Annotated in this window: 14 protein-coding genes; 1 reads left to right on the forward strand and 13 read right to left on the reverse strand. The window is 42.0% G+C overall.

All coding sequences use genetic code 11. The annotated features are described in order from the left end of the window. Positions 1-11 precede the first annotated feature (11 nt). The 10 genes from rpoB to BM294_RS04670 all read right to left on the reverse strand — a co-directional run bounded on the left by rpoB (position 12) and on the right by BM294_RS04670 (position 13,682). Positions 12-4,136: a DNA-directed RNA polymerase subunit beta gene (gene rpoB / locus BM294_RS04625; RefSeq protein WP_091205331.1), complete on the reverse strand. Its 4,125-nt coding sequence runs from the start codon at positions 4,134-4,136 to the stop codon at positions 12-14. A 635-nt stretch (positions 4,137-4,771) separates the two neighbouring features. Continuing rightward, a complete protein-coding gene (locus tag BM294_RS04630; protein ID WP_091205333.1) occupies positions 4,772-5,260 on the reverse strand; it encodes a hypothetical protein in 489 nt (162 codons plus the stop codon). Between the two features lie 201 nt (positions 5,261-5,461). Then, positions 5,462-5,878 carry a YwiB family protein gene (locus tag BM294_RS04635; protein ID WP_091205335.1) on the reverse strand — a complete coding sequence of 139 codons (417 nt, stop codon included), beginning with the start codon at positions 5,876-5,878 and terminating at the stop codon, positions 5,462-5,464. 81 nt (positions 5,879-5,959) lie between these two features. Beyond that, positions 5,960-7,039: a D-alanine--D-alanine ligase family protein gene (locus tag BM294_RS04640; protein WP_091205337.1), complete on the reverse strand. Its 1,080-nt coding sequence runs from the start codon at positions 7,037-7,039 to the stop codon at positions 5,960-5,962. 336 nt (positions 7,040-7,375) lie between these two features. After that, on the reverse strand, positions 7,376-8,920 hold the full coding sequence (locus BM294_RS04645; protein ID WP_091205339.1) for an XRE family transcriptional regulator: 1,545 nt from the start codon (positions 8,918-8,920) through the stop codon (positions 7,376-7,378). A gap of 306 nt (positions 8,921-9,226) precedes the next feature. Then, a complete protein-coding gene (yajC, locus tag BM294_RS04650; protein ID WP_091205341.1) occupies positions 9,227-9,526 on the reverse strand; it encodes a preprotein translocase subunit YajC in 300 nt (99 codons plus the stop codon). Positions 9,527-9,871: 345 nt separating this feature from the next. Further along, complete coding sequence (locus BM294_RS04655) at positions 9,872-10,165, reverse strand: hypothetical protein (protein ID WP_091205343.1); 294 nt, start codon at positions 10,163-10,165, stop codon at positions 9,872-9,874. Between the two features lie 214 nt (positions 10,166-10,379). Beyond that, positions 10,380-11,087: a hypothetical protein gene (locus BM294_RS04660; protein WP_091205345.1), complete on the reverse strand. Its 708-nt coding sequence runs from the start codon at positions 11,085-11,087 to the stop codon at positions 10,380-10,382. Positions 11,088-11,292: 205 nt separating this feature from the next. Continuing rightward, complete coding sequence (locus BM294_RS04665) at positions 11,293-12,315, reverse strand: prolipoprotein diacylglyceryl transferase (RefSeq protein WP_139225849.1); 1,023 nt, start codon at positions 12,313-12,315, stop codon at positions 11,293-11,295. A gap of 140 nt (positions 12,316-12,455) precedes the next feature. Then, on the reverse strand, positions 12,456-13,682 hold the full coding sequence (locus BM294_RS04670) for a UDP-galactopyranose/dTDP-fucopyranose mutase family protein (RefSeq protein WP_091205347.1): 1,227 nt from the start codon (positions 13,680-13,682) through the stop codon (positions 12,456-12,458). 371 nt (positions 13,683-14,053) lie between these two features. On the opposite strand from BM294_RS04670, the gene BM294_RS04675 reads away from it, so the two are divergent. Beyond that, on the forward strand, positions 14,054-14,926 hold the full coding sequence (locus tag BM294_RS04675; protein ID WP_091205348.1) for a hypothetical protein: 873 nt from the start codon (positions 14,054-14,056) through the stop codon (positions 14,924-14,926). A 165-nt stretch (positions 14,927-15,091) separates the two neighbouring features. Here the strand turns inward: BM294_RS04675 and BM294_RS04680 are convergent, their stop codons facing one another. The 3 genes from BM294_RS04680 to BM294_RS04690 form a co-directional block, all read right to left on the reverse strand. Continuing rightward, a complete protein-coding gene (locus tag BM294_RS04680; protein WP_091205349.1) occupies positions 15,092-16,540 on the reverse strand; it encodes a hypothetical protein in 1,449 nt (482 codons plus the stop codon). A gap of 208 nt (positions 16,541-16,748) precedes the next feature. Next, positions 16,749-17,087, reverse strand: coding sequence for a desulfoferrodoxin family protein (locus BM294_RS04685; RefSeq protein ID WP_091205350.1), 339 nt, complete (start codon positions 17,085-17,087; stop codon positions 16,749-16,751). 146 nt (positions 17,088-17,233) lie between these two features. Then, positions 17,234-18,223: a type I phosphomannose isomerase catalytic subunit gene (locus BM294_RS04690; RefSeq protein WP_091205351.1), complete on the reverse strand. Its 990-nt coding sequence runs from the start codon at positions 18,221-18,223 to the stop codon at positions 17,234-17,236. Positions 18,224-18,262: the final 39 nt, after the last annotated feature.

Raw genomic sequence — 18,262 nt, forward strand, 5'->3', positions numbered from 1 at the left:
ATTCCTCCTAATTATTCATCATCGCCGTCTGAAAAATCATCTGACTCTGAAACGGCTTCACTATCTGTATAGTAATCATCTGATGAAGACTCTTCATCAAAATCATCGTCTACAAGTTCGGCAGCAATAGCTGACTCGAGTTCCTCGTCACCGTCGCTGAAAAGCTCGATGCCCTGAGCCTTTGCATTTGCTTCTTCAGCATTTACAAGCTCACCATTCTTGAATTCCTGAGTCTCATATCCAAGCTGACCGTAGTTTTCATTCTTCTCATAACGGTTATCGCCGCCAGAAAGGAGACGGTGCATATCCTGATTTGCATCGTAGAGATCCTCAGTGATCTCGATCTCGTTCTGATTCTCATCAAGAACACGTACATCAAGACAGAGTGCCTCAAGCTCCTTCAGCATAACCTTGAATGACTCAGGTACACCAGGAGCAGGAATATTCTGACCCTTAATGATTGCCTCGTATGTCTTTACACGTCCTGCAACATCATCAGACTTCATAGTCAGAATCTCCTGAAGCGTGTATGCAGCACCGTAAGCCTCGAGGGCCCAAACCTCCATCTCTCCGAAACGCTGTCCACCGAACTGTGCCTTACCACCAAGTGGCTGCTGTGTAACCAGTGAGTACGGACCTGTTGAACGGGCGTGGATCTTATCATCTACAAGGTGGTGGAGTTTCAGGTAATGCATGAATCCGATAGATGTCTTACCATCAAACGGAAGACCTGTACGTCCATCACGAAGCTGTACCTTACCATCGGTTCCGATAGGAACACCCTTCCACTCTGCTCTGTGATCAAGATGTGCTCCAAGGTACTCGTAAACTTCAGGGTCAAGTTCTTCCTTGTGAAGTTCAGAGAACTCTTCCCATGACTTATTTACGTAGTCGTTGGCAAGTATAAGTGTCTGGCGGATATCCGGCTCGGTAGCACCATCAAAGATAGGTGTTGAAACGTCAATTCCCAGAACCTTTGCAGCAAGAGAAAGGTGTAACTCAAGCACCTGTCCGATGTTCATTCGGGAAGGAACGCCGAGAGGGTTAAGCACGATATCAAGCGGACGTCCGTTTGGAAGGTATGGAAGATCCTCTACAGGAAGAACTCTTGAACATACACCCTTGTTTCCGTGACGACCGGCCATCTTATCTCCTACACCGATCTTTCTCTTCTGTGCAATATATATACGAACAGACTCTGAAACTCCCGGAGCCAGTTCATCTGAATTTTCTCTTGTAAATACCTTAGCATCTACAACTACACCATACGCTCCATGTGGAAGCTTAAGTGATGTATCACGGACCTCACGCGCCTTCTCACCGAAGATTGCACGAAGAAGTCTCTCCTCTGCTGTAAGCTCTGTTTCTCCCTTCGGAGTAACCTTACCAACAAGGATATCACCGGCACGAACCTCAGCACCGATACGTATGATTCCACGCTCATCAAGATTCTTGAGAGCATCATCACCAACGCCGGGAACATCTGAAGTAATCTCCTCAGGTCCAAGCTTTGTATCACGAGCCTCGCACTCATACTCCTCGATATGGATCGATGTATAAACATCGTTCTGGACAAGCTTCTCTGAAAGGAGAACCGCATCCTCGTAGTTGTAACCTTCCCATGTCATGAATCCGATAAGCGGGTTCTTTCCAAGAGCGATCTCGCCCTGACATGTTGAAGGACCATCGGCGATTACATCGCCCTTCTTTATATGATCACCGGCAAATACGATAGGCTTCTGGTTATAGCAGTTTGACTGGTTGGATCTCATGAACTTTGTAAGCTTATACTCATCAAGAGTTCCATCGGAATCACGGCGGATAACGATCTTATTTGAAGCTGAAATCTCAACTACTCCATCATACTTGGCAACGCAGCAAACTCCGGAGTCAACTGCAGCCTTTGCAGAGATACCTGTATCAACAGCAGCTCTCTCGGTAACCATAAGCGGCACGGCCTGACGCTGCATGTTTGATCCCATGAGCGCACGGTTCGCGTCATCGTTCTGGAGGAACGGAATCATGGATGTAGCAACCGAGAATACCATCTTAGGTGACACGTCCATCATATCGATAGAAGCCTTAGGGAATGCCTGTGTAGCTTCTCTGAAACGACCTGATACGTTGTCATGAACAAAGTGTCCTTCCTCATCAAGAGGCTCGTTAGCCTGAGCTACTACATAGTTATCCTCTTCGTCAGCCGCAAGATAAATAACATCTCTTGTAACCTTAGGATTCTTAGGGTCTGACTTATCAACCATACGATAAGGAGACTCGATGAATCCATATTCATTGATACGAGCGTATGATGCAAGAGAGTTGATAAGACCGATGTTAGGTCCCTCAGGTGTCTCGATAGGGCACATACGTCCATAGTGTGTATAGTGTACGTCTCGAACCTCGAATCCGGCACGATCTCTCGAAAGACCACCAGGTCCAAGAGCTGAAAGTCTACGCTTGTGTGTAAGCTCTGACAGAGGGTTGTTCTGGTCCATGAACTGTGAAAGCTGTGATGAACCGAAGAACTCCTTAACAGAAGCTGTTACAGGTTTAATATTTATAAGGCTCTGAGGTGTGATCTCCTCGATGTCCTGTGTGGCCATACGCTCACGAACCACTCTCTCCATACGGGAAAGACCGATACGATACTGGTTCTGAAGAAGTTCTCCAACAGCACGAATACGACGGTTTCCAAGGTGATCGATATCATCCTTTGTACCGATTTCTTCCTCAAGATGCATGCAGTAGTTGATAGAAGCAAAGATATCTTCCTTTGTAATATGCTTAGGAACAAGCTCATGCATGTCCTTCATTACAGCTATACGAAGAGCTCTCTGATCATCCGCATTCTCCTCCATGAGTCTTGCAAGCTCAGGATAGTAAACAAGTTCATCAGGTTTATCCTGATCGATAAGAGCCTGCTTCTCTTCAAGAGTAAGCGCATCCCAAAGCTTCTTCTCAGCCTCATCGCTGAGTGATGAATGTGTACGATCAGCCTGCTTCTCGAAGTACTCCTTAACGTGTTCGTACTCCTTAGCCTCATCATAATCAATGTCAGCAGCATCAAATGTAACGTACTTCTCAAGATCAACTTCCAATGCAGAAAGAACCTTTACTTTACGTGTAGGTCCATCAATCCATACAAATGGTACAGCTGCATCCTGAATCTCAACTGCCTTTGCAAGTGAGATCTGCTCACCGGCTGTAGCGATAACCTCACCTGTTGTCTCATCAATAACATCCTCAGCAAGAGTATGACCCTTGATACGGTTTTTGAAATGAAGCTTCTTATTGAACTTGTAACGTCCAACCTTTGCAAGGTCATAACGACGAGGGTCAAAGAACATACCATTAAGAAGAGAACTTGCAGAATCCACTGAAAGAGGCTCTCCCGGTCTGATCTTTCTATAGAGTTCGAGAAGACCGCCCTCATAATTCTGCGCTTCAGGCTGCTCCTTCTCAAAAGAAGCGATAAGCTTAGGCTCCTCACCGAAAAGATCGATGATTTCTGCATTGCTTCCGATACCAAGAGCACGGATAAATACAGATACAGGTACCTTACGTGTTCTGTCTACACGTACAAAGAAAATATCATTAGAGTCGGTCTCATACTCAATCCACGCACCACGGTTAGGAATAACCGTACATGAATAGAGTTCCTTACCGATCTTATCATGGTCTAACCCATAATAGATACCCGGAGAACGAACGAGCTGTGATACGATAACTCGCTCAGCACCATTAATTACAAATGAGCCAGTATCTGTCATCAGAGGCAGATCGCCCATAAATATCTCATGTTCATTGATCTCATCCTTATCCTTGTTGATAAGACGAACCTTAACCTTCAAAGGTGCAGCATAGGTAGCATCGCGCTCCTTACACTCTTCGATAGTATACTTCTTCTCATCATCGCAGAGCTTGTAGCCTACGAACTCAAGGGAAAGGTGTCCAGCAAAATCCTGGATCGGAGAGATGTCATCAAATGCCTCTCTGAGGCCGTCTGAAAGGAACCACTCATAGGAATCCTTCTGGACCTCAATCAGATTTGGCATCTCCAGCACTTCCTCGTGCTGTGCAAATGTCATTCTGACGTTTTTGCCGTTTTTAACGACACGCATCTTGCTTTTTTCCATTGACCGTTCACCCCATTGCGGGAAATCCCGCTTGATCGTTGTGATTCATAGAAAGATGTGGATGTTCTCAAAATGTGCATTCATCGTTACGAGCATTGTATTTCGATGTATCAACATTTCAATGAATCTGTTTATATGTTGCCTAATATTTTGCGAGTCAAAAAAAGGGCGCACTGAGCCCACGACTCCAAAATAAGTAAAGAGCATTTTATCTTATTTTAATTTCCAAGTCAATAACCTGATGATTTTTTATTATTTTATTTTTAGGAGGTGATTTCTTTTTGAAAATCAGTTTGATTTTTATTTTTTCTGTGACACTTTTGTGACACTTCAGGTGTTAGATTATAGACATAGAAATTGCAAAACAAATCTCATAATTACTTCCTTACGAAAGTGTCCGTCTCACTGCAATGAGGCGGATATTTTTGTTTCTCTCAATATATAATCTCTAAAGTTCGGCAGTGCTTTCCAATCCGGGCCGGACATCAGATACGGTCATTTTCGGTCCTTTTAACCAGACTTTAACTAAATGACAGAATAAATAGCGGGATCATTCATCTTTATAAAAAGAAAAAATGCAGCCCCGAAGGACTGCATCATGATGATAGCATCAATATAATAATTCGTGAGACAACTCAATTCTTTCCCTGAACCTTCTCGCGAAGTCCTGCCATAAAGCCCTTTTTCTCAGTAGCCTTAGGAATGGAACCGCCACGTACAGAAAGAATCTTACGGATATAAATTCCGGCAACTGCAACCTTGCACTCCTTGTGTAAAGGGAGCTGATCAAATACTGCAGGATCCGCCATAAGAGTCATGAACTGAGGACCGATCTTTGCCTTAACAACCGGAAGCTTGCTGAACTTAAGATATACAGGTGTCTGATCCTGAACCTGCTTAGGCAGACCTGCTGCAACAGCTTCCTTTATAGACATCTTCTTTTTATCAATAATGAGCAGTGATACATTCTGAGTATTGGCATCAATCATAGGCTGCTGTTCTGCCTGCTGCTTGCTCATCTTACGGCCGAAATAATAAAGTACTCCCATAACAATAAGAAGTACGATAGCAATAACGAGCATAACGCTACCTACAGAACCCCAGTTTATCGCCAACAATGTCATATATAAATCCTCGACTTTCAAAATAATAAAGCGGCACCCTTGAAACCGCCGAACCTAATATTACTATCTGCGTTTATAAAATGCAACAAAAAGAATGTTGTCAGATTCCATTATCCCGTAAATACCTGATTCGGTTTTTCTTCAACGCTCCACCAAAGCATTCTTCTGCTGTAAATCAAAATTTGACTCATTGTAAAAATCCTATGCCTTTTGCTCTGAAACCTTTATATAAATTTCATTCTCAGACACAGGCTTACCGTATTGTGTCACATCATATATTAACCGTATGCTCATAAGACAATCTGCATGTACGCGGTCGATCTCCACATATTTTGTGTCAAACCCAAGCTCCATATATCCCATAGGAGTCTCATAATTCATAACATGATGTACATTCTGCTTGTAGCGAAAAGCATTTTCATGTTTCCAGTTACGAACAACCACGATCTCTTTTCCGGAAGAATCGATCCTCATTTCATTATGGACGCCATCCTGAAAATAAGTAATGACGTGAGTTCCGTCTCCCGCATCACGAAGTATTCCGTCAAGTACAGTATCTATGACATCCGTGTCGCCATCTATCGACTGACGGGTATTCATCTCTATCCTGATTCTCATAAATCTTTGTGAGCAGCAATCAGCGCTCACTGTCCCTTTCTCAAAAGGTAAATATTTTCGTAGATACTCATTAACCAATGTTTATTTATCCAAAGTCGGACGTGTAAATGCTGTATCGATCAAATCCTGAATCAGCTTCTTCTTATCCACTCCCTTTACTTCCCAAAGCATCGGATACATGGATATAGCTGTAAATCCCGGAAGCGTGTTAAGTTCATTAAACACCGGTCCGTTTTCTGTAAGGAAAAAGTCGATTCTGGCAAGAGAAAATCCGTCTACCGCAGAAAATACAGTCTTTGCAGCCTTACGAATAAGTTCAACATCAGCCTCTGCAATATCCGGTGCAGTATCAGTCTCAGACTGAGGATTATTGTACTTGGCATCATAATCATAGAAGTCAGCTGCTGCCTTGATTTCTCCTACACCGCTTGCCTTGATATTTCCGTCACAGTCTTTGAACACCGCGCACTCCACTTCACGGCCTGTGATAGTCTCTTCTATCAGAATCTTGTAATCTACCTCGTAGGCTTTTTTCAGTCCTTCTATAAGTTCATTTCTGTCATGTGCCTTTGTAACTCCACAGCTTGAACCGGCATTTGAAGGCTTTACAAATACAGGATACGAAAATGCCGACTCAACGCGACGTACACATTCATCCATATCTTCTATTTCTTTTCCAACCACCGAAACGTACCCGGCCTGACGAACGCCTATGGCCTTGAGCGGTTCATTGCAGACAATCTTGGTATAAAGCTTATCCATAGAAACCGCACTCGCCAGAACCCCGCAGCCGACATAAGGAATCTGAGCCATTTCAAAAAGCCCCTGTATGGTTCCATCCTCACCATTCTTGCCATGAAGTGCAGGGAATATAACATCTATCTTTCTCAATGAAGTGTTACCATTCTCATCTGTTATCATAAGAGACTTGAGCATGGCATCCGGAAGAAGACACGCTCTTGTTTTTGACTCATACCAGCTTCCGTCAGTAATTTCATCAAGACTGTCTGCAAGAAGCCACTCCCCCTGCTTTGTAATGCCTACAAGAAGTATGTCATATTTATCTCTATCTATGTTCTTTACGATATTTACCACTGACTTGCATGATACCTCATGTTCTGTGGATCTTCCGCCAAAAACGGCAAGTAATGTCTTTTTCATATATGCTCCTGTTTCGTCCGCATCAGCTTGGAAGCCCGGGACTTTTATCTCATTAAAAACAATTTTCCGTTTGATTTTACTACAATAGTTCATTATTGCAATACATGATTGATTCCATGAAGGGATTTTTACCGTCAACACATGCCGGCATAATTCAAAAAAGCCCCGGAACAGAAGCCGGTGTCAGCCGACTCCTCCCCGGGGCAGAATTTTCAATAGGCGCTGAAGTCTTTTAGGAGAAACGTCAGGCCTCAGCGCCTGGAGAAAAAGAGGTTTTAAAATTCTCAATCTTTCTGTATAAATTGCAGTTATAATGCTTTTTAATATAACAACAACTCATGCTTTCTTAAGCCAGCTCATATCACCACGCTTCAATTTAAAAAGCATATCCTTTTTTCTGTCATATATCTTCACAAGAACACGTATCTCTTCAGGAGTCCGGTTAGAACTTGCCAACACCTGACCGAGTTCTTCATCTGTCATCAGCTTATCAAGATCAACAATTGAAGGATCTTTCACCAGCCTTATAAGACCGGCTTCATTATCTGCAAAGCTGTTCACAGTAATGTTATTAAGTTCGAGTGTTCCATGATTCATATTGAGATCGTAGAACATAGAATTTCCTGAATCAAATATAGGAGCAAGCTTCACAAACTCCAAAGTACCGGCATCTCTCAGAACTCCGAAATTCTCATAGTTTCTATCAGTATTGGTAATAACAAAATCTGTCAGTATCTGATAATCCAGGAATCTGACAACCTCATCACGATCGAGACCGCCTTTCGAGGCCGCGTCCACAAACAGATCATAATCAGAAGCTCCACTGTGTTTGATTCTATGCGCTCTTATAAGCTCCGATGCGGGAATAAATTCAAGATTTGCATTCGTAAATGCTTCAGCACTTACACCCAGCTGCTTTCCATGGCCATAATCTATAGTATAGAACTGATAGTCAACAAATTCGAACTTGCCCTGTTTTCTGTGAATATAAGAGCCTACAACTTCGTTGAAAATCTGTTGGGTATTGCCCTTTTCCGTACCTTTGACAAGATACCTTCTTCCCTCCATGCAAACCCATGATTTAGGAACATTACCTCCGACAGATGCGCTGGGAAATCTCACATCAGAATTATCGATGTCCATCTCATTCTCAAGGCCCGCAAAATGGCTCGCACCTATAACATCATCAAATTCATTATCGAAAAGGTTCACCTGAGCCCAGGTTTCCTTAGAATCCTGAGGCTTAACCCAGTAATCATCCGTTAGAGACAAACCCATGCTTTTAAGAAGGTATGCCTGTGGCGTCATAAAACCGGCTTTGTCCAGAATCTTAGACATGGCTCCCTGCGTGACAGGAACTGCTCTTCTGTGCCACCATGCTTTCAGCAGTACGTCCGGGCCGTCTGTTCCTATAGGAAGAAGTGTATGGGAATACACCTCAGTAACCGTCACTATAGCTCCGCTTACAGGTTCGAACACAAGGGCGGCCACCTTGTCATCCTTGTGCATGAGGACATAAGAAGAAAGACAGTCGACTTCCTGAACTGTTTCACGATCTTTTCCCTTTTCTTCTGCCAATGTCATATCCGCATCTGTACACGCTTCCACTGTCGCCTTTGCCACATGGGAACGAACATTCTCACCGGACACCATTTCCTCCAGCTCACTTGGTTTAAGTGAACTCAGATCAACATCGGATATCAGATCCTCCATAGTACAGTCCAGCGCTTTGGACATCTTAAGTATAGTATCGGCTTTAGCTGAGCTCAGCTCCTTATGCCCCTGCTCATAGTCCTGTATGGAACGAAAGGAAATACCTGTTGCCAAAGCAAGATCCTTTCGACTGATCCCTTTCAGCTCCCTTAATGTCTTTAGATTCATAAGCCTTGCCTCTACCCGGGAATATCAGCCCATTGAAATTTCGCATCGCGAGGGGCTGATATCTCACCTCAGGTTCTGATAAAAAAACCTGATCAAACCTGTTATCTACATCTTATATGTATAAGATACGCTATTTTACGTATGATAACAATCAACTTCAAATTAAGGATTTATTACGAATTTCCGTCTTAACAATGTGAGCAAAACGGAAATTGTGCCAGATATTATCCAATACACTTCACCATAAAAAATTTCCGCAAAACAAAAACCTGCCGCAATGCGACAGGTTTAAAAAATCAAATATTATCACTTCTTATCTTCTGCTTTTGGTGAACCGTTTGCAGCCTTCTCAAGCTGAGCGATGGCTGTCTTCTGCATAGGAATGCGGCAGTTCTTGTTGTTGCCGAACTCTACGATAACAGTATCATCTGTGATATCAATGATAACGCCGTAAAAGCCTGAAGTTGTAAGTACTGTATCACCTACTGCAACAGATGCAAGAAGCTCCTGCTGTCTCTGACGCTCTTTCTGAGAAGGTCTGATACCAACAAAATAGAACATCGCAACGATTGCAACCAAATATACAACCCAACCTATTGTACTCATCAAAAAATTCCTCCGTAGAATCAATATAGCATTACGTCTTCCGCCTCTTAAAGCGTAAAACAAATCTCACAAGCAGAAATTTTAACATAGTGCACTTTAAATATCCAGTTATATTTCTATTTGCCCGGTTGAAATTAATGTCCAAAATTGATATTCATAGTTTTTTGCAATGTGTGACACTTTTGTGATGGTTACTACGCTATACTTTACTCAACAATTAAAAAAATGATTCGACTCCTATTCATACAGAAAGAAGCAATGAGATGTGCCCACCATCCATTGCTTCTTTTCACTTTCCTGTATCTCACTTTTCATCTGCGTGACCGATTCGGGTAACAGCATTCATTATTTAATATTTCTAAGAGCAGGGCTCACTTCTTCTGACTTATCACTTGATGAATCGTTTCCGGCAAGACCTGCATGTGAGATCTTCAGTTCTTCCTCTGTCTCTGAAACTCCTGCAGTATTCTCTGTCTTTACGCCGGATGACGAAAGACCTGATGCATCTGATGAACTGCCAAAAACATTATTTATGATAAGCATCAGGCTGATGCATGATACAAGAAGCAGCGCAACTGCCGCACCGTAATATATCTTTATATCCGTTTTGATTTCTGACTTTACACTCTTATCTTCCATAATTCTTCCTCGTAATTATCGTATACTTTTTCGGTCGCACAAATATTTCCCTTCACGTCATCATACCAAATGCCGCAGAAATATCTACCCGCTTTTTAGTCATTACCATTTTGAACTCAAAACTGCTTTTTCAGACAGCCCACGACCTAAAAATGACTCCCTGCTCTCGCAAGGAGTCATGAAAATATCTCTCAAATTTACTCTTCTGCCTTAATCAATCCAAAGCTGAATCATATGTTCCGTTAGGGCTAAGTGTGAGACCCTGATCTAATACACCGACAAGAGTAGGTGCAACAGTTGTAGTCTCTGCATCTGCAGGTACACTTGGACCATTTGTATCAAAGCTTGTTTTATTCATGTTTGGGCCTGTCTCCTCAGCCTCTGTTCCTGCAGCGGCAGCAGGTCTCTTTACTGTATGCTTCTTTGTAACGATATCACCGGCTGTAACATTGGAAACCGTAATCTGGCCAACTGTCAAAGTAACATCCTGTGTTGATGCACCGGTTGAAGTAGTCTCTGAAGTACTTTCAGATGTGTTCTCAACGCCATTAAGGTGATTGATAACTGCCTTGACATTCTTAACAATCTCACTGGTAGAAAGATTGTCTGCAACAGTTCTAACAACTGCTACGCCATCCTTAATCCATGATCCGTCTGCTGCTGTTGAATAACCATCAGGAGTTGTAGTGTTGGAATATACATAACCATTCTCATCAAATGCATAGCACTGGAACTTTCCATCACCGTCTGCATCAATCCACTGCCATACACCCTTTGGAAAAGATCCGTCGTCGTTCTTGTACCAGATGCCTGTTGAGTCTGTTTCGAAAGATCCTGCAAATGATGCAGCTGCCATAGAAAGGCTGAGTGCTGCTACTGTACCAACTGCTACTATTTTTCTGATTAAGTTCATTTTCTTCATTTTCTCTCTCCATAAAAAATAGGTTTTGTATTTCCAATAACCTTTGTGTAGTCATACTATAGCATCTTTCTTTCTTAAGTGTATGACTTTTTCAGTTCTGAAATTATTAAAGTTTTTTGTATTTATTTTATGATATCTTTAGATTTTCATAATGACCAGAACCGCACCGGATCAGATGGCATAAACCATATATGAACCGTATTCCCTACGACTCCATGTGGTCAGTGATCATGGTGACAAAATCATCCATATATGATCTGCTGTCAAAATCATTCTGAAAATATCTGATGCCAAGTATAGCTCCCGATTCCTTATTCCACAAAAGTTCAAGGCAGGCGGTAGCCGGTTTACCGTCAAGTTTTCCTCTTATCACAGCCTCCCTTAGTTTGAACTTTCCTATGGTGAAACTTGTCCTGCTTTCTTCAGAAAAAGAATCCTTTAACTCAAGTTCCCAGGCATCAAGTATATCATCCTGATATTTTTTATAGTTTTTATCAGTAAACTCCTCACCGACTCCCTCATTAAAAGAAACAAAGGAAATCTGGGGATAGGATGAATCACTGAATATATAAAACCTGTCATACCCGGTTTCATCAGACTGATAATAGTTATAATAGCCGGGTACCAACGCTCTGATACCGCAAGGCGAATGATAAGCAAAGCTCTGCCCGGAATCATGATATCTTTCTTCGCTTATCTCCTGACTCAGATTGATAATGTCTCCGTTTTCATGAGTAATAAAAACCTTTCCGTAATCTGTCTCGAAGTCTGTCATATCAGAGGAGTCCGGAGTCACATTATGATACTCCACCGCAGAATCTTCTTCCGGTGTTTTACCGTCTTCGGATTCTGATTCTGTTTTATCCGGTTCTTCTATATCTGAAGAATCTTTGGCAGACTCTCCGGCCACTCTGCCGTCTTTAGGATCATCTGACGATTTCGCTCCTGTATCAGCAGTCATAACGGCGCCAACAGCTACATCAGACGTATCGACAGAATTGCCCGTTTCATAAATATTTGTTTCTTCCGTTTTTCCTGTAAAAACCTCAACCGTTCTTGAGCCATCCTTTGACTGTAATTCACCTTCTGACATGGTCTCAATTGAAACTGCCGTGGAAGCAGGTATCTCCGGAGTTACTTTTCCGCTCCCACAAGCACATACGGTACAGGCCATAGCGGCAGAAAAAACTGTCATCCTCAATGGCATATAGGAATGTATTATACTCATATTATTCTCACAGTTCACATCCGATGCCATTATTGACATCACCACAAGAATAAAGCCCCTCGATTTTATTCTCAAATATGCATAACAGTCCTTTTGATGGTCTGCTGCTAATCTTTATAATCCACAAGAACTTAAATCAATCAGGCAAGTTCCTTTTCACTCATATCAAGAGCCGAAGCTATGACCTTATCCATGTCATAATACTTATACTCACCAAGACGTCCTCCGAATATAACGCCGCTTTCTGCATCTGCAAGCTTCTTATATTCCTCATAAAGTCTGCCGTTCCTGTCATCATTTACAGGATAGTATGGCTCATCTCCAGGCTTCCACTCGCTCGAGAACTCACGTGAGATGACAGTTTTAGGAATATCGTTGCCTTCATCATCCTTTCCGAATTCAAACCACTTGTGTTCAATGATTCTGGTCCATGGAGTCTCACGGTCTGTGTAGTTTACAGCAGCATTACCCTGGAAATTCGGCTTGTCAAGAACCTCCGTCTCGAATCTCACAGATCTGTACTCGAGGTAACCAAGCTTATAGCCAAAGTATGCATCAATAGGACCTGTATATATAACCTTGTCCGCAAGTTCCATGAGATCTTTTCTGGGCGCACCTTTCTCATCAAAGAAATCAACGCCAACATGAACTTCAATTGAACCTGTCACAGTTCCGGACTCAGCAGGTTTATTTGTCATCTCAACCTGTACTGCGCCCTGCCCGAAATTCTCTCCTGTCTGCACAGCGGCACACTCAAGCATATTGGAAACCAGCTTCGTATATCCTCCAACAGGAATGCCCTGATAGAGAGCATTAAAATAATTGTTGTCAAATGTAAGTCTCACCGGAAGTCTCTTAATGATAAATGCCGGAAGTTCCTTGCAGGGGCGGCCCCACTGCTTCTCGGTGTAGCCCTTGATGAGCTTCTCGTAAATGTCTGTACCCACCAGGGAGATGGCCTGCTCCTCGAGGTTCTTGGGCTCGGTAATGCCTGCTTCACGACGCTGCTCTTCGATCTTTTCAGCAGCCTCCTCAGGTGTCACCACACCCCACATCTTATTGAATGTGTACATATTAAACGGAAGAGAATAAAGCTCTCCATGAAAATTGGCAACAGGTGAATTGGTGAATCTGTTGAAGGTTGCAAATCTCTGTACATAGTTCCAAACCTTTTCATCATTGGTATGGAAAATATGAGCTCCATACTTATGTACGTGAATCTTCTCTATATCTTCTGTATAAACATTGCCGGCAATATTTGGTCTTCGATCTATAACAAGAACGCTCTTTCCGGCTCTGGCTGCCTCCTGCGCAAATACCGCGCCGTAAAGACCGGTTCCAACTACAAGATAATCATATTTTGACATAAATTCCTCCCATGTATCATAAATGTTTATAGCCGCTTCATAAAAGCACAAGCAGCCAATAAACAGATGACCTTATCATCATAGCACATTTTGATTGACCGGAGGGTCAACATTTCGTACCATTTCGTAAATAAATATTCACATAATGAATCATATCTCCATGATATGATGTGATTATGCGGAAAAATCGACGATCAATATCAGGATGTGAGTATTAAAGCTTTTTCCATTCACAGATGCTGCACACAACACATATGTCCGTGTGAAATGCGCTGCATCATATCAATATAGAGCAAATGCTCCCCCTGTTATATTTAATCGTAAAAGTCCGATGTATACTATAGAGGGTTATATATAGAGTGGTGATGAAAATGAAAAAGACTGTTTTAAGCAAAAATATCAAAAATAACATCGTATCTCTTTTTGCCGGCACATTTTTCTGTGCAACTTTTTCCATGACCAGCATGGCAGGACAATGGATGGCCAATAATGTAGGATACTGGTATGTTCATAGCGACGGCACATATCCCACATACTCCTGGGAGTGGATTGATAATGACGGAGACGGAATATATCAGTGTTATGCATTTGATGAAAACGGATATCTTTACACCAACACCGTGACTCCGGACGGGTATCTGGTCGGACCGGACGGATCCTGGTACGAAAACTACATGCCTGTATACAAACCGTTTATGAACAATGCCTCTGTGGTACCAACTGCAATAGTTCCGATCAACCAGAATGGAACAGCAGATAACGATTCATCAAATACAGACAGCGATGACTTCGTATACAGCAAAGATGGTACACAGCTGGTTGCAAACCGTTACTCAAGTCCCAAGAAGAAAAAAAATACAAGTACAAGCAGTAAGAGCACAAGCAAGACCACCAGTAAATCTTCAAGCAGCTCCAGCTCTAAATCAAGCTCCAGTTCCAGTTCGAAGTCTTCTTCAGGAACTGTACCAAGCTCACAGATAGTAAGCAGCAAAATTGTAACCGGTGGATCATCATCTTCAAGTTCCACATCCGAAAGCAGCAAGTCCAAAGACTATACAGAGCCCGATGTTGACAGCACAAGTTATGATGATGAGGGTCCCGGAGCCAATATCCCCAGCAGCTCATCATCCAAGAACTACTCTCCTGTAACAGATACAAGCAATGATAATCTTTCAGGCCCTAAGCAGAATAGTGTCATTGAGCGAGACGGCTACGAAGACGATAGCGATGACGATGAAGAGTAATCAGATTCAATAACGGACATTTTACGTAACAAAAAAGGATTGTTCCGCGTTCAAAGCGGACAATCCTTTTTGCTTTTCATTCCAGACATAGATTATCAGTTTCATCCTTAACCTGCATAAGCAAGTACAGTTGACTTACACCATGACACCATTCAAAAAAGCTAATCAGTTAAACAGTGCAACTCCGATAACAGTCTTTCCGAGACCATCAAGCTTTACAAGCTGTTCTTTAAGTTTCTTCTTTGAAGTAAGTCTGTCAGCCACAACGAGAACAAGTTTTCTCTCTCTAACGATGTTTACTGCTTCAGCATCAGAGAATATATCTCCTGCAAATTTAAGATCACCGGTTCCTCTTATTGCATTAACCGAATCAACGATTTCTTTCATATCATCTGCCTTTATGCGTCCGATAAGTGAAATCTCACCCACATCAGAATCCTTGAGAGTATCCATACATGCACTTACATTGGCAGCAAGGTACTTCTTGAAGTAATCCTTATCTGACATGGCATCACCGTAGGACAGCTTATACAACATATCTGAGAACTTTCCGGTTCCTGTCTTCTCCTTGTAATCTCCGAGAACAGATACACCAAACATATCCTTAACTTCAGACGCAGTGTTGATATGATCCTCAAAAATCGCCTTCATAACGATGATAAAGGCAGCCATAAATGCACCAAGTACAATACCGATGATTCCAAATTTAATGCATGATTTCAATACATCCTTAAATGACTTGTCATTTCCGTTTTCTGTAGGCTCAGAAAGATTTTTAAGTCTGTCATACATTGAAGAAATCTGATCTGTAAGTGAACTCTGTTCATTATCAAAGTTTGACTTTGCATTCTCTACATAACTGATACTGCTGTTGTTTAAATAAATCTGTTTGCCTTCTGCATCCAGAACACCGGAAACATCTGTACCGGTAGCATCAGCAGCTTTAGCATGCTCCATAAGCTCAATAGCGTGTTCACAGACCTTATCGTCTATCTCAGCCTTATAAATATAGATAGCCTCATTTATCGCCTTTGATATCTCATCTACCCTGTCCTTTGTATCTCCCACAACTTCAACTGTAATGAAACTGCCGGACACATTAACATTGATAAGCTCTGCAAGATACTTGGCTGCAATATCCTTGGAAAGTTTTGATCTTATATGTCTGATGCAGTCGCTGCTCTTCAGATATGATGCATAGGCATTAACAACATCTCCTGTATAATCTCTGTTTTGAGATGACCTGTCAGTCAAAACCTGATATCCGGTATCAACAAAATAGGTATCAAAAGTCGAAAAGTAGTTATCCTTTTCAAGATTAAGAAGAATAGATTCCTTTTCATATACGATGTTATCTTCAAATGCATCATTCAGGCGCTTGATCTTATCTTCATAGGCAGCTTTGGTTCTCTCATACTGCTCAAGCTGAAGCTCTATCGAATCCTCATCAGACTCTACTGTAGCAGACCTTAATGCCAATGCATCCCTTCCGCCCTTGGCACCGGCCAAAATGATCGCAACAACCACTGCTGTTATGATGATCGTCTTCCACTTTCTCAGGCATAAAAGAAAAAGCTGGATAAGATCAATCTCCATCTCATCATCATTTACCATTACACACAACGCTCCTTATATTTTTTGCTTATATAGATTAACACATGACCTATGCAAAAATCCACCAATATCTTAAAAAAGGCAGATGCCATCGCACCTGCCTTCTACACTCTTCATCTATAAATTAATAATTTCATCATTTATCTCTGATATACAGTCACAGATATAAACGACTCATACACCCGGCATAATATCTGTTCTTTACCCACTATACCTCAGCCTTCCAAAGTCCATGGAGATTGCAATATTCATAAGCTGCAACAACCTTCTCATTTACTTCAAAAACAGCTTCCGGCTTCATACCGGGCTTAAGATAATGAATCTGGAAACCGCACTCTGTTTCAAGAAGAACCCAGCCGATAAAATGTTCAGGAAGCATCGGATGCTCAACTGACCCCACACAAACTGTAACCGTATTGTCTTTCTGACTGATGACCGGAACATGTTTTTCCTGAGCAGCATCGGTTGTATTGGCAACCAGCTCTTCACCCACTGATAAGCTCTTGTCTGAAATCACGATCTGATCATCAATTTTGTAGAATTTCATTTTCTGTACCTCCTTAGGTTGACCGAAAACATAAGGCAACTATATGCTCTACCCGCACTAATGCCTTTAGACATACAGTTCTATCGTCCGTTTTCCTAAGAAGTATAACTTGATAAGAAAGATAATTCTTAGAATAGTCAAAAAGTTCACCCTCTCACATCCAAAAACTGCGCCTGTCCGTGAATGGTGATAGTTTCCGAATCAGCCGGTACAAATATGCAATCTCCCTTATAAAACTTAAGTGTTTCATCGCCAAAACTAATGCTTCCGCAACCGGACACACATAACAGAACTCTGAAGCTGACTTCATCGGCTCTATAAGTAACTATCTGCCTTCTCTCAGTATTGACAAGCATTCGGTACACTTCAAAATACTTACAGCGTGACAAAAGTTCACAGGCCACTCCCGGCTTATATTTCAAAACACGAAGGGGCTGTTTGGGTTCCAGAGAACTGTTTAGATTTGCCACTGCCAGTGCCTTATCCACATGAAGTTCTCTTTTCTTTCCATCCTTACCTATACGGTCATAGTCATAAAGTCTGTAAGTAAGATTGGAGTTCTCCTGAATCTCAGCGATCAGACATCCCGCCCCTATAGCATGTATCGTTCCGGATTCGATAAAAAATAAGTCATCTTTTTTTACAGATACAGTTTGTAAATATTTTCCAAGCTTACCTTCTGCGATAGCCTTCCTTACTTCTGCCTCTCTGCATCTCTTCCTAAGACCATATACAAGCTTTGCATCCTTTGAGGCATCCAGCACATACCACATCTCCGTCTTCCCAAGCTGTCCGTTTTCATACTCTTTAGCATACTCATCATCAGGATGAACCTGTACAGACAAATCCTTTTTAGCATCTATAAATTTAATCAGTATGGGTAGCTCAGATTTTCCTTTATGTCTTTCTCCCAGATATTCAGGATGTTTCTTAATGACATCTACAAGACTTTCCCCTATATTCTCTCCGCTTGCAACAAAACTTGGTCCGTCAGGATGCGTTGAACACTCCCATGTCTCAGCCAAAGGATTTAACTCAATATGTTTTTCAAACTCAGTGTTAAGTCTCTGCCCGCCCCACAGATAATCCTTCGCCGAAGGACTCAGTAAAAACGGTTTATTAAACTCACTGCTCATGTTTATTCCTTTCATTAGTCCATAAAATACTTAAAGCGA

The sequence above is a fragment of the Oribacterium sp. WCC10 genome, assembly GCF_900113415.1.
In the GTDB taxonomy this organism is placed as follows: domain Bacteria; phylum Bacillota; class Clostridia; order Lachnospirales; family Lachnospiraceae; genus Oribacterium.

What these genes read in the sequence shown, in the direction of transcription:
- BM294_RS04660 (WP_091205345.1), bottom strand. Translation starts at nt 11,087, where the DNA reads ATGAAGAAAATGAACTTAATCAGAAAAATAGTAGCAGTTGGTACAGTA.
- BM294_RS04640 (WP_091205337.1), bottom strand. Translation starts at nt 7,039, where the DNA reads ATGAAAAAGACATTACTTGCCGTTTTTGGCGGAAGATCCACAGAACAT.
- BM294_RS04670 (WP_091205347.1), bottom strand. Translation starts at nt 13,682, where the DNA reads ATGTCAAAATATGATTATCTTGTAGTTGGAACCGGTCTTTACGGCGCG.
- BM294_RS04665 (WP_139225849.1), bottom strand. Translation starts at nt 12,315, where the DNA reads ATGAGTATAATACATTCCTATATGCCATTGAGGATGACAGTTTTTTCT.
- BM294_RS04630 (WP_091205333.1), bottom strand. Translation starts at nt 5,260, where the DNA reads ATGACATTGTTGGCGATAAACTGGGGTTCTGTAGGTAGCGTTATGCTC.
- rpoB (WP_091205331.1), bottom strand. Translation starts at nt 4,136, where the DNA reads ATGGAAAAAAGCAAGATGCGTGTCGTTAAAAACGGCAAAAACGTCAGA.
- BM294_RS04685 (WP_091205350.1), bottom strand. Translation starts at nt 17,087, where the DNA reads ATGAAATTCTACAAAATTGATGATCAGATCGTGATTTCAGACAAGAGC.
- BM294_RS04675 (WP_091205348.1), top strand. Translation starts at nt 14,054, where the DNA reads ATGAAAAAGACTGTTTTAAGCAAAAATATCAAAAATAACATCGTATCT.
- BM294_RS04655 (WP_091205343.1), bottom strand. Translation starts at nt 10,165, where the DNA reads ATGGAAGATAAGAGTGTAAAGTCAGAAATCAAAACGGATATAAAGATA.
- BM294_RS04690 (WP_091205351.1), bottom strand. Translation starts at nt 18,223, where the DNA reads ATGAGCAGTGAGTTTAATAAACCGTTTTTACTGAGTCCTTCGGCGAAG.
- BM294_RS04635 (WP_091205335.1), bottom strand. Translation starts at nt 5,878, where the DNA reads ATGAGAATCAGGATAGAGATGAATACCCGTCAGTCGATAGATGGCGAC.
- BM294_RS04680 (WP_091205349.1), bottom strand. Translation starts at nt 16,540, where the DNA reads ATGGTAAATGATGATGAGATGGAGATTGATCTTATCCAGCTTTTTCTT.
- yajC (WP_091205341.1), bottom strand. Translation starts at nt 9,526, where the DNA reads ATGAGTACAATAGGTTGGGTTGTATATTTGGTTGCAATCGTTGCGATG.
- BM294_RS04645 (WP_091205339.1), bottom strand. Translation starts at nt 8,920, where the DNA reads ATGAATCTAAAGACATTAAGGGAGCTGAAAGGGATCAGTCGAAAGGAT.